This is a genomic window from Gimesia sp., from assembly GCF_048260065.1.
Taxonomy (GTDB): domain Bacteria; phylum Planctomycetota; class Planctomycetia; order Planctomycetales; family Planctomycetaceae; genus Gimesia.
In genome coordinates, this window is the sequence record NZ_JBLXHC010000013.1 from 89,971 (window position 1) to 101,266 (window position 11,296).

Here is an 11,296-nt window from a genome sequence, read left to right on the forward strand (position 1 = left end):
TCATCCCTTAACCTGTCCCAGCATTTTGCGGGCGGCGTGGCCCAGCATCACGGTGTCGACGCCGACGGTGATCAGGGTGAAGCCTTTTTCGATGTAGGGTTTGACGGCATCGACGGTGACGCCGAAAATGCCGAGCGGGATGTTGTTTTTCTGGCAGACTTCGGTGACGTGATCGATCGCACCGGTGACTTCGTGGTGATCGATTTCGCCGATGCGTTTCAGGCTGGCAGAGAGATCATACGGGCCGATCAAGACGGCATCGACGCCGGGGACCTGTGCGATGTCTTCGATCGCATTGACCGCATCGATGTGTTCGGCCTGAACGACAACCGTGGTTTCTGCATTCGCTCTGGCCAGGTAATCGTCGAACGCAAACCCGTATCCGTGGGCGCGACCCAGTCCGACGCCGCGGGTTCCTTCGGGAGAATAGCGGGACCAGGAGACGATGTTCGCGGCCTGTTCTGCGGAATTCACCTGCGGTGCGATGATACCTGCGGCGCCGATGTCGAGGGCTTTCTTGATCGAAACCTCTTCAGGGGCCTGCAGCCGGACCAGACTGGGGAGGCGATTCCCGACGCGACCGATGATGGCTTGCAGATCTGCGGGAGAAAAGGTGCTGTGCTCTGCATCGAGGAACAGCCAGTCATAACCTGCAGCAGATAAAATCTCAGCGACCTCCGGGTTGGAAAGGGTGACCATCGGAGAGATCAGCAGTTGGCCCTGTTTGAGTTGCGAGCGAAAGTGGTCTGGCACGGCTGTGTCCTTTATCTGTCGTAGGGATTTTGGGTGTAATTGCTATGAGTCAAGTTTCTTAGAGCTGCGATTGTGTCTGTCGGTAACCTGCGGTATCCTGAATTTTGAACGTTCTCCACAGAAAATGATACCAGTTCCCGGGAAACCACTCATGCGCCGATCCGCTTTTATCACACACTGCTCTGTTTTTGTTTGTCTGATGACAGCTTTCATCGTAGCTCCCCTGGCTGCGAATGACAAGAAAACGGAACCGACGAACGCCGCTGAAGCCGCTGCCAAGAAAGCCGAGCAGGAAGCGGCCATCAATAAAAAGTTCGCGGCATGGAAGGCAACGCTTTCACCCGAACAGCAGGCGTGGGAAACCGTTCTGGAAGAAAACCTGGGCGGCTTTTATCTCCCCATCTATAAAAAACAGAAAGTGGCTGGTCAGAAGACGGCCTGGGATTTTGTCGACGACGATCCCCAGCTGCCGCGCGTGCTGTTGATTGGCGATTCCGTTTCGCGCGGTTACACGCAGGCGGCCCGTAACGCATTGAAAGGGAAAGCGAACGTGCATCGCGCCCCGGCCAACTGTGGTCCCACGGCGACCGGTCTGAAGAAACTGGATGTCTGGCTGGGGGATGGCAAGTGGGATGTGATTCACTTCAACTTCGGCATTCACGACCGCCGCACACCGGCTGCCGACTATGAACAGCGGCTGGACGAAATTGTGAAACGTCTGAAGAAAACAGGCGCGACCGTCGTCTGGGCCAGCAGCACGCCAATCCCCGCTGACTGGAAAGAGGGACCGGAAATGAAAACGAAGCTGGAAGAAAAGAATGCGATTGCCGCCAAAGTGATGAAAGACAATGGCGTGGAAATCGATGACCTGTATGCCTTCATCCTGCCGCATCTGTCGGAAACACAGAATCCCAAAGATGTGCATTTCAACGGTAAAGGCTACAACATGCTGGGCCAGCAGGTCGCGAAGCATATTGAAGGCACGCTGCAAAAACGGGATCAGAAATAAATAGATCAACACAGGGTAAACGGATGCAGAGATCAAGCCGCAAGTGGGTTTTCTCTTTGACAGGAATGTTCTTCATTCTGTTCTGTTTGATCATACTCTACTGTCTAATGGATTCACCTACTCAAAGAGCACTCAAGAACGTCAAACATGATTTCGCAGATTACACAGGCCTGGCGTGGCCTGAGGGGGCAACTGTGGTATCAATTGGTGAGACCCGTGATCCAGGTAGTTTTCGGGGAGGAGGCGCGTATCATCTGATCTTTCAGACAGACCCGGAAACAGTACAGAAATGGTTAAACGGAGATCCACCCTGGAAAGGTGATCCACCGCAGTGGAATAAAGCAGAGTGGACTGCCGGGCCGGTTGCTGATGAGATAGAATACGATTTCAATAATTTTTCGAGAGCTTGCTGGGCCAATCCCGAATTTCCGGTGGCTGTATTGCCTGTCGATAAGAGAAAACTAATTGAGTCGGCGGAATCAAATAATTTATTGCGACTGGATAGGGAAGCTTCAAACTCTAATTCTCCCTATTATCGCGACCATAATAATATGGCGGAACTACAGAGCCCTCACATCATGTATGTTGTAAAGCTTGGAACGTTAGACGCAGAGGGAAAGCTGTTTGCAATCAATACGAAGAAGAATATTGTCTTTGTATCGCTCTGGGACATTGTTCGATGAATTCGATGCAAAGCTGCACTACGACAGCAGCCAGTAGCCGATGCCGGCGATCAGGCAGATGCCAGCCAGGACGGATGCGGCGATGAGCATCGGTTTGCTTTTGTTCTTCTTGACGTACTGATTAGGAGAGGCGACGCGAAAGTGGTACGTCGCTGCCAGGGAAAGCGTATTGCCGGGGAAGAGGATCTGTTCGTGAATGCGTTTGCCTTCGACTTCGGTGCCGTTTTTACTTTTGAGGTCTGTCACGACCCAGCCGGTGTTTTCGTAATGAAAGGCACAGTGTTCGCCTGAGATGCCCGGCCGATCCAGCCGGATATCACAGCCGGCGTTGCGTCCGAGCACAACCCGTTCTTTCGTGATGGGAAACCGCTGTTTGTTATCCAGGTCAATCAGATCGATGGGCTGCAGGACGCCGGTCATCGCGCTGCTGGCTTTTTCCGCGATGACATCTGTAGATTCCGTTGGAACCGAATGTCGCAGAATGCCGCTTTTGGAAATGTCCGATTCGCCGCGTGTCAACCGTTCGATGCCGTCCGATTTTTTCTTTGCCATTTCCGCAACATGGCTGGCCGTTGCGATGCGGGACGAGAGTTGCGGTTTGACAATGCTGGACTGGGCAATCGCGCTGCGGGCTTTGGCCTGCTGCACGCGCTGTGAGACAATTTTGTTAAAGCGAAATTCGATGGGCGTTCGTCTGGCATAAGGTTGCAGTGCCGCGGAGACTTCCTCCATTGTCTGAAAACGATCATCGGGTTGTTTGGCCATCATTTTTTCAACAATCGCGACCACTTCAGCGGGAACTTTGGGAGCGATTTCTGAAATTGATACTGGTGCTTTTTCACGGTGTGCCTGGATTTTCTGTGCCGCGGTTCCGGTGGGGAAGGGGAGTTTGCCGGTCAGCAGGAAATACATCGTACAGCCCAGACTGTAGATATCCGTGCGCGCGTCGGCAGACTGACCGTCCTTTGATTGTTCGGGGGCAATATATTCCGGTGTCCCCACGCAACCATGTCCGAAGATCATCGCCAGAGAAAACTCGGCATCGGGGTGGTCCTTCAGCAGGGCCAGACCGAAGTCGAGCACTTTAACATAACCCTCCGAATCAATAATCAGATTTTCAGGCTTGAGATCGCGGTGGATGATTTCCGCCTCATGAGCGACTTGCAGTCCAAGGGCCGCCTGCGCGATGACGTCGCAGACCTGAGGTGTCGGCAGCGATTTCTGTCTGAGCAGTACCAGTTCAAGCAGACTGATGCCTTTGACGAACTCCATGGCGATGTAACAGACGGCACCCGCTTCTTCGTAACTGATCGTACGCACGACATGCGGATGTTCCAGTCGTGCACCGGCAATGGCTTCCAGCTTCAGACGCGTCATCATGCCGGCATCATTGCGGCACTTTTCGTTGAGCACCTTCAAGGCAACGGGTTCTCTGGTCTCTTTGTCTTCTGCCAGATACAGGCTGCCCATGCCACCAAATCCCAGCACTTCGAGGATTCGATAGCGATCGATAAAAAAGCCGCGTGTACGGCCTGACAGCAGACGCTCACCCTGGTAGCGCGTCAAAACTTTCGCGGTCACCAGACGCTGGGCCGCTTCTTTGGGGGAAGCCGCATTCTCCAGCTCGTGCTGCTCTGTGACCGTGCGGACCTCTTCCACCGAGAGCAGGTGGCTCTCTCGTAAAAGGTTGAGAAATGTTTCTATATCTGGCGGCTTAGGCATAACACCCTGTTATGAGAACTTGTTGAGAAATGTTCTTAATTATATACATTTGCAACTCATTTGGATAGCAGTTTCTCTCTGTGAATGAGGAGATCATTTTTTTGAAAGAAATGAGTTGACTGCCTGCATCGTCAAACCAGCAAAGACGTTAATCGCGCGACGATGAGCGCAGATCTGATGACTTCCGTCAGTTGTTGACAGCGGCTGAGTGAGGTGATAATATTGGATAAAAATATCCACAATGCCCCGCCCCCCTTTGGAGAATTGCCCACCATGTTCTCACTCGCCCCCGCGTTCCGCTCCCTGTGTGTCCTGCTCTCGGTTGCCGTGCTACTTTCGGTTGTCTGTCTTGCAGAGGAGCAAAACAAGGATGCCGACCAGCTCTGTGAGCAGAAAGTCAAAGGTGAACCAGGGGGAAAGCAAGATCTGAAAAAAGCCAACGTCGACGCTGCCCGCGAACAGGCGCGGCTGTTACATGAAGCCTTGCATTCGACGCTGTTGATTGTGCATCAGAAGTATTATCGCGAAGACGAAAAACTGCCGATTCCCTCCAGCGTGCTGGACGAGGTGTTTGAACATCTGCAGGAAACCCGCGATATCAAATTCCGCTGGATCTCAGTCAATGCGGAGGCAATGAATATCGATCATGAACCGCAGACGGAATTTGAAAAGCAGGCGGCAAAGGCGATTGCGGACGGCAAGACGGAATATGAGCAGGTTGAAAAAGGCGTGTATCGGCACGCGGGTATGATCTGCCTGCCTTCCCAGTGTCTCAAATGTCATATGCCGAACCGTCGCAGTACAGCCACCCGCTTTGCCGGACTGGTGATTTCTCTGCCGGTGAAAGAGAAATAAAAGTGGTCCCGAGTTAATTCGGCTCAGTTCGTCATCTGATAGTCCAGTGTGAACTGGTGCTGATCGCGAGCGGGAACAATTTTCGTTTTTTCACACAGCTGTTTCTTAACCGGGTTCCAGGTTCGGACTTCGATCTTGTTTTGCGCGGGAAGGAACCGCATCAGGCGGAAGCCTTCCGCGCCGTAATCTGACAGCAGTTCGTGCACGGTGTTGCCGTGTTCTCCTTTGACTGTCTGATGCAAAGCCTGTGTACGGCTCTGGTCGCCGCAGCAGATCAGGAACAGATTTTTGTGTTTACTGAAACATTTCTCCCACATCTGCTGGGAGGTATTGCCGTTTGCACCGTGACATTTTTTCCAGACCATGCGGCCTTTGGGGGCATCGAAATAATCGCGTGGTTCTCTGGGATGCTCCAGAGGTCCCAGATCCATGTGTGTCGTGATGATGGCTCTGCGATCTGCATGCTGTTCCAGCACCTGGTCGGCCCAGGCCAGCACATCGTCGGGGGCATTGCATTCCAGGTGCACAATGATGAAGTCCATCCCCGCTGCAGAGAAGAGTTGAAAGCTGTTGGCATTGTTGCCTGAGATTTCCGGTTTTCCGCTGGTCGGTTCAAAACAGCCCCCGTACCAGTCAAATTCCGTGAACCGCGACTTGGGAAAATATTTCTGGAACAGCGAGGAGTTTCCCGTCTTTCCGACCATGTCATGATTGCCGACGCTGATTCCATAGGGAACTTTGCCGTGCAGTTTGTCCATGCACTGCTGTGCGACCTTCCATTGTTCGTCATTGTTAATGTCGACGATGTCTCCGACATGGCTGACGAAAACTATCTTCTGTCGATCCAGCTCGTCGATAATGCAGTCGGTAATCGCTGAGAAAACCGGGTTCGAAGTCGGTGCTTCGGCCTGTGATTTTCGATTGGTGCCCCGACCCTGATAGTGCTGCGTATCGGGGATGACGGCGATGCTGAAAGTTCCCTCGTCGGCGGGTGGCAGTTCGCCGGCTGATAATGGGAGTACAGAAGCGGCAGTCATAAGCATGGAGTTCAGGATGGTGGCAAGTTTCATAGGGCGTTCATTTCTTCGAAAAGCGCTGTATTCGATATTATTGCTGAGTCCGTCGGAAGGAAACAGTAAGATTTACAGGGGAAATTCAATTTTGACGTTCGGGTTTGCAGACTTCAAGTTATCGAATGCCGTCTGCTGCAGATCGGTTTCGGAGGCATCGACTCGTTTGAGTTTACTTAAACTGGCCAGCGTGGCAATGACCTCGGGGCTGGTCTGCTGTGGCAACTTGACGGCGACCACTTCTCCTGCTTCATCGAGCACGATTTCGGCACCGCTTTCGTTCAGCTGTGCCACCGCCTGTTCCACCTGTGCAGCAGGTTTGCTGGCCGCCAGATCTTCTGAGGAAGAGCAACCGGCGTTCATCAATAAAATCGAACCCAGGCAGGTCAGGGCAGTCAGTCTGAATGTGTTTGCACGGCAAGTAATAACAGAAACGTTCATTGTAAAAAATGACCTTTGATTATCAGAGGAAAGAGTTCACTGCAGGGGGATGGTTTTCAGCCGTCCTGCAGTGAACCCGGGAGTATGATCTACTAAACAGTTTAGAAATCGCCGATGACTTCGCCGTCAGCACGACTTCCCAGATACGAATAAATGGTGCGGCTCATGTTTTCGCTGAGGAAACGTACCGAGCCGTCCATCAGCAGAAAATGGGCACCGCCGACATGCATGCTGCCGAAGGCGACTTCGTCGGTCGTATTCATGGGGGCATCTGTGCTGCCGAGGTATTCGGAATACTCGCGGGGGGCACCATCCCAGCCGCCGATCGAAGTCGAACCGATGTAGAAGTGGTCTTTGAACTCGTCAAAGTTATTCACGCATTCACCGGCTCCAATCGTGTTGGAGGAGCCATCGGTGAGGTCGCGCATCCGGATGGAACTGTTCAGAAAGAAGACACCGTCCGCGTCGGTCACATTGGCTTCGCTGTCTGACCCACGGGTTCCCGAGAAACAGGCCAGGTAGGATGTGGGGACGCGGGCATCGATCCCGTCGTGGTTGCGGTGACTGACGGTTGTGTCAGAGGGGCAGCGATAAACGCTGAGATAAGTCGCACAGGCATCTTCATTCGCACCGGTGCCCCAGTCTGCGTTGAAGTCGATCGTATTATACAGGTTCGCCTGATCAAGGCCGGGCAGAATCGAACCGCTCCAGCCGAGCCCGCCGTTCCCGGTGGCGGTATTCGCGACGACCAGATCCACGTTAAAGCCGGGAGGCAGCACGCGGTAGGTGTCGTGGTAATTGTGGATTGCCAGGCCCATCTGTTTCAGGTTGTTTTTGCATTCCGAGCGGCGGGCCGCTTCACGTGCCTGCTGGACAGCGGGCAGGAGCAGGGCAATCAGAATGGCAATGATGGCGATCACGACGAGTAATTCAATCAGCGTGAAACCGCGGTTCGATCGATTACGGGAATGGAGTTTCATCTTTCATCTCACTTGGGATAAAAACAGGATTAGTTGTTTTTCCGGTTACGGGCGCCGGAACAATTTTCAGTAGTTTCTTTCGCAGAGCGATTCTCTTCAGTCTTCAGTGGCGACCAGAATCCGAATCTGGTCTCGGCCGATACCCCCGCCGCCACGCTGGCTCCAGGCCACACGCAGTTGTTTGCCGGAAGGGGAAAGTTCTGTTTTGTCGCTACGATCGATGCCGCGTCCGCTGCGTCCGAATTCCTGGTTGTCGTAGGCGATATCAGAGCGGCCTAATTTCTGGTCGGTGTTGTATAAATCGGTGTCGGTTTTAAACCCGCCCAGCACCGGATGCCGGAAGTGGATCGTGCCGTTCACAGCGACTTTGGGATGATCCTTACCTGCAGCATCCTTGTGGGGGCCATCCAGATGCAGGAGAAAGACATTCACTTTCGTCCCTTTGGGAATGGTCTGTTTCTGCGTGGGCTGGCCTCCTGCCTGCGCGGTTTCGGGAATTTTCCAGATGGTGACATCTTCTTCCAGAGTCAGGTTTTTGTGTTCCTGAAAGAGAAACAGGTGCTGGCTGCTGCAACAGTCGCCGGCTCCGAGCTGGTCAGGTATTTCCTGTCGGTATTCAATTTCCCCTTCGAGCGTGTCGATCTGTGCCTGAAACCGCAGGGCCCGGGAGAACCGGTTTTCATCCGTTTCGAGGGAGACAGCCGGGCTGCCATCCCCTTTCAGTTGAATCGCCTGGCCGGCGGTCAGTAAGTGAGTACTGCCTTTGGTCTGCTGATACTGTTTCTCGGCGCAGACGACTTTTCCCTGAAACACGTGGGTCTCTGAAGAACCATCCTGTTCGACACGTACGCCGAACCGGGTTCCCAGATCGACGACGCGCTGGGAAGGCGTTTCCACCACAAAGCCGACGGCTGAAGCGTTAACCTCCGCAGCCAGGGATCCTGAGTAGAGCCGCAGACTGTTCTCATGCAGCAGTTCAAATGCAGCCGGGCTTTCGAGAATGACTTCGACGCCTGAATTCATCATCAGGCGGACAATTCCCTGTCGCAGCTGATAGGTATGCCCGGTAAGCAGCGGGGCCTGTTCAGGCAGTTGCTCAGCATTACCGGTGACGATGGCGTGATCCATTTCTCCGAGTACGGCCACCTGTGTATGCGGTACAGGTTGAACAGCATACCAGGTAAAGTAAGCCAGGACGGTGAAGGGGAGCACATAACAGACCGTCAGCAGCAGATAATGTGAGATGGAATGACGCGTGCGAGGCGGTTTTCTGACAGCAGGTTCCGGTTCGGCCGGTTGAGAAAACAGGTCCCACTCTTCCGGAACGAGGAACTCTTCTTCGAGGATCAACTCAGCGTGCATGTCCATCAGGAAGACATACAGTTTCTGTGCTTCGACATCGCCGCGCAGTCGTTCGGAGAGTTCTCGTAACTGGGCGCTGCTGGCCGTTTCGTTTTGAACTTCGTAAATCAGTTTGATGAGCGCCCGCTGTCTTCTGCGCTGGAGTGACCTCATTGTGTCTCCTCCGCGTTCATTTTGCGTTCAATGCAATGAAACAAGGCATTGCGGATGCGATCCAGGTGCCGATAGATCGTGCTTAAGGGCTGATCCATGATGCTGGCAGCGGTCTTGGCTCCATGTTCTGATTCGTAGATCAGCTGCAGCAGGTACAGATCTTTCTCCGGCAACTGCCGCTTACATTGCGCGAGAAAATCACGTCTGATTTCCAGCAGCTCTTCACAGCGGGCGCGGGTGGAGGCAATCTGATTCAGCAGCTGTTCATCAAACAGCGCGGCGAATCGTTTTTTGCGTTCCATCAGTCGCAGGACTTCGAGACGGGCAATGCCACAGGCCCAGCGGGTAAAATTGCCGTCCGGCTGGTATTCATCAAACTTCCGCCACAGGACCAGGCTGGTTTCCTGCATGACTTCATCGGCATCGTTGCGACAGGGAATCAACGTCAGGATAAATCGAAAAATTCGGGAATACGAGTTGGCATACAGCCGCATGAACCGTTCATCTTCCACTGATTTCCGGAGCGGCTCAGAGTCCGTATTTTTCTCCGCTTTCGATTCGAAGGGACTTCGATTCGGCGTCGTGAATATGTCAGAACGATCCATGGGAGGCTTCGCGGTAAAAGAATTCGGGTTTAAGAAAATTGGTCTGCGGACTGTGGGGTCTGCATGATGTGTCCCTGCAGGACTGATAAATTTCTCAGACTAATTTGAAATATTTCTGATTTTGATCAGCTGAGAAAAAAAGGCGTGATTCCGGAGGCGAGAAACAGGCTGGACGTCTTGTAAAAAACGTGCGTTACCGGACTTTAGAGGGATTCAAAATAATTGGTATGGACCCGGAGAAGGGATGCGGAAAATCCATGGAATCTTCACACACCAGCAACGCATTCTTAACGTTTGTGGCCAGATGTGACCTGTCCCGATTTGTAGAACGGACAGCATTCCGCGCAGAAATTAAGAAACAGGCGCAGTCGCGCTGGCTGTGCCTCAACGCCGCATTAAAGCGGGAGACGGGGGACGAAGATCCGGAGTGAATCGAGAAGAGATGTACGTGATCAGAACAGGATGTTTACTGATTCGCGGTCTTTTTCTTGTTGGCTTCGTATTTGGCGATCCATTTTTCCGGGTCGGCATCGAAGGCTTTGCGGCAACCACTGCAGCAGACCCAGTACGATTTTCCCTGGTAGTTCACTTGCGAAGTTCCCAGGCCGCCTGAGATCACGCAGGTTTTATCACCGTAATCGGAATCGCTTTTCGCAAACGAGGTTCCGTCACGCCTGGTGGTGATCGTATCGGCCAGGGTGACACTGTCGCCGCGCAGATTATAGATTTCATACAGGTAGCGATCGTTGTTCTGCTGATTGAAAGTAATCTGGACGTTCTTTCGTTCATCCCCCGGGTCGATGAGAGACAGGCTGAGTTTGTAAGTGGTCTGCAGAATATTGGGATCGGCATCCCCTTCCACTTTGGCAACCGGAACGGTAAAGTCGCCTTCGTAAATCCGTTTGTCTCCCTCTTTGCCGGTGATGGTTAACTGGTACTTCTGTTTGTCGGTCAGATAAGTTAACCGAGCATTTTCATGGTAGCGGCTTTTATCAGCTTTCATGACGAGTGCCGGCTGCTGCGGATTGGTCTGCAGGTCCCAGACCCAGTCGAGTGTTTCCACAGAACTGAATCCGTCGGTTTTTTTATAAGTGATCCCGCGCCAGTCGCCGAGCATGACCTGTAATGGTTTGAGTGCTTCGAGTACGCTGTCGAACTTCTGTTCTTCAGGGATTTCCGCTTTCGATCCTGCTGGTGACGCACCACCGCCCAGCGTGATCGGCTGGAAGCGACGAACCGGTTTTTTCTTTGTTTCGGCAGGCGTCGGTTTGCTGTCTTCCATTTCCAGAGGTTCGCCGGCTCCCAGATCGACACCGCCGCCGCCCAGATCAACGCTGACCTGTTCGACCGGTTGCTGAGGCGCATCTGAAGAACCGCAGCCTGTGCCGCAGATCAGTAACAGGGTGCAGACAGTAACTGGAAATAACGGACGCAGATTCATTTGCACTCACTCCCGTAGAGATTATGGTTTGACGCGAAAAACGCTGTCGGTTTTACAGGTAAAACCAGCAGGTTTTATCTGGGAGACAGTATAACAGTCTGTTCACGTTTGTGTCACGTTGAATTCAGTTCTAATAAAATTTGTGCAATCGGGTAGAGGTCCTTTGTGTCTCGTCATGATCGAGAGTACAATCGGTCGCTTAACGCTCAACTTAAGAGATAT

The 11,296-nt window shown here is 52.9% G+C and carries 12 protein-coding genes; 4 read left to right on the forward strand and 8 right to left on the reverse strand.

All coding sequences use genetic code 11. The annotated features are described in order from the left end of the window. Positions 1–753, reverse strand: a complete 753-nt coding sequence (locus ACN0YN_RS22340; protein WP_417387241.1) for an HpcH/HpaI aldolase family protein — start codon at positions 751–753, stop codon at positions 1–3. Between the two features lie 151 nt (positions 754–904). On the opposite strand from ACN0YN_RS22340, the gene ACN0YN_RS22345 reads away from it, so the two are divergent. Further along, complete coding sequence (locus ACN0YN_RS22345; protein ID WP_417387242.1) at positions 905–1,762, forward strand: SGNH/GDSL hydrolase family protein; 858 nt, start codon at positions 905–907, stop codon at positions 1,760–1,762. Positions 1,763–1,956: 194 nt separating this feature from the next. Continuing rightward, positions 1,957–2,445 carry a hypothetical protein gene (locus ACN0YN_RS22350; protein ID WP_417387243.1) on the forward strand — a complete coding sequence of 163 codons (489 nt, stop codon included), beginning with the start codon at positions 1,957–1,959 and terminating at the stop codon, positions 2,443–2,445. Positions 2,446–2,463: 18 nt separating this feature from the next. On the opposite strand, the gene ACN0YN_RS22355 is transcribed toward ACN0YN_RS22350, so the two are convergent. Then, complete coding sequence (locus tag ACN0YN_RS22355; RefSeq protein ID WP_417387244.1) at positions 2,464–4,167, reverse strand: protein kinase domain-containing protein; 1,704 nt, start codon at positions 4,165–4,167, stop codon at positions 2,464–2,466. 222 nt (positions 4,168–4,389) lie between these two features. Between ACN0YN_RS22355 and ACN0YN_RS22360 the strand changes: the two genes are divergently transcribed. Further along, positions 4,390–5,022 carry a c-type heme family protein gene (locus ACN0YN_RS22360; protein ID WP_417387245.1) on the forward strand — a complete coding sequence of 211 codons (633 nt, stop codon included), beginning with the start codon at positions 4,390–4,392 and terminating at the stop codon, positions 5,020–5,022. Positions 5,023–5,045: 23 nt separating this feature from the next. Here the strand turns inward: ACN0YN_RS22360 and ACN0YN_RS22365 are convergent, their stop codons facing one another. From ACN0YN_RS22365 to ACN0YN_RS22385, 5 genes are all read right to left on the reverse strand, one after another. Then, positions 5,046–6,092, reverse strand: a complete 1,047-nt coding sequence (locus ACN0YN_RS22365; protein ID WP_417387246.1) for a metallophosphoesterase — start codon at positions 6,090–6,092, stop codon at positions 5,046–5,048. A 72-nt stretch (positions 6,093–6,164) separates the two neighbouring features. After that, entirely contained in the window at positions 6,165–6,533 is a 369-nt protein-coding gene (locus tag ACN0YN_RS22370; RefSeq protein ID WP_417387247.1) for a hypothetical protein, read from the reverse strand. 101 nt (positions 6,534–6,634) lie between these two features. Further along, the gene (locus ACN0YN_RS22375) at positions 6,635–7,513 is read right to left on the reverse strand and encodes a DUF1559 domain-containing protein (protein ID WP_417387248.1); all 879 of its coding nucleotides are present in this window, start codon (positions 7,511–7,513) and stop codon (positions 6,635–6,637) included. A gap of 96 nt (positions 7,514–7,609) precedes the next feature. After that, positions 7,610–9,028, reverse strand: a complete 1,419-nt coding sequence (locus ACN0YN_RS22380) for a FecR domain-containing protein (protein ID WP_417387249.1) — start codon at positions 9,026–9,028, stop codon at positions 7,610–7,612. Continuing rightward, positions 9,025–9,633: a sigma-70 family RNA polymerase sigma factor gene (locus ACN0YN_RS22385; protein ID WP_417387250.1), complete on the reverse strand. Its 609-nt coding sequence runs from the start codon at positions 9,631–9,633 to the stop codon at positions 9,025–9,027. Before ACN0YN_RS22385 ends, ACN0YN_RS22380 begins: the two co-directional genes overlap by 4 nt. Positions 9,634–9,890: 257 nt before the next feature. On the opposite strand from ACN0YN_RS22385, the gene ACN0YN_RS22390 reads away from it, so the two are divergent. Next, positions 9,891–10,064, forward strand: coding sequence for a hypothetical protein (locus tag ACN0YN_RS22390; protein WP_417387251.1), 174 nt, complete (start codon positions 9,891–9,893; stop codon positions 10,062–10,064). 35 nt (positions 10,065–10,099) lie between these two features. Here the strand turns inward: ACN0YN_RS22390 and ACN0YN_RS22395 are convergent, their stop codons facing one another. Then, complete coding sequence (locus ACN0YN_RS22395) at positions 10,100–11,074, reverse strand: hypothetical protein (RefSeq protein WP_417387252.1); 975 nt, start codon at positions 11,072–11,074, stop codon at positions 10,100–10,102. Positions 11,075–11,296: the final 222 nt, after the last annotated feature.

Excerpts from the sequence above, each read along its gene's own strand:
- ACN0YN_RS22390 (WP_417387251.1), top strand. The coding sequence starts at position 9,891 with ATGGAATCTTCACACACCAGCAACGCATTCTTAACGTTTGTGGCCAGA.
- ACN0YN_RS22345 (WP_417387242.1), top strand. The coding sequence starts at position 905 with ATGCGCCGATCCGCTTTTATCACACACTGCTCTGTTTTTGTTTGTCTG.
- ACN0YN_RS22395 (WP_417387252.1), bottom strand. The coding sequence starts at position 11,074 with ATGAATCTGCGTCCGTTATTTCCAGTTACTGTCTGCACCCTGTTACTG.
- ACN0YN_RS22370 (WP_417387247.1), bottom strand. The coding sequence starts at position 6,533 with ATGAACGTTTCTGTTATTACTTGCCGTGCAAACACATTCAGACTGACT.
- ACN0YN_RS22385 (WP_417387250.1), bottom strand. The coding sequence starts at position 9,633 with ATGGATCGTTCTGACATATTCACGACGCCGAATCGAAGTCCCTTCGAA.
- ACN0YN_RS22375 (WP_417387248.1), bottom strand. The coding sequence starts at position 7,513 with ATGAAACTCCATTCCCGTAATCGATCGAACCGCGGTTTCACGCTGATT.
- ACN0YN_RS22355 (WP_417387244.1), bottom strand. The coding sequence starts at position 4,167 with ATGCCTAAGCCGCCAGATATAGAAACATTTCTCAACCTTTTACGAGAG.
- ACN0YN_RS22365 (WP_417387246.1), bottom strand. The coding sequence starts at position 6,092 with ATGAAACTTGCCACCATCCTGAACTCCATGCTTATGACTGCCGCTTCT.
- ACN0YN_RS22380 (WP_417387249.1), bottom strand. The coding sequence starts at position 9,028 with ATGAGGTCACTCCAGCGCAGAAGACAGCGGGCGCTCATCAAACTGATT.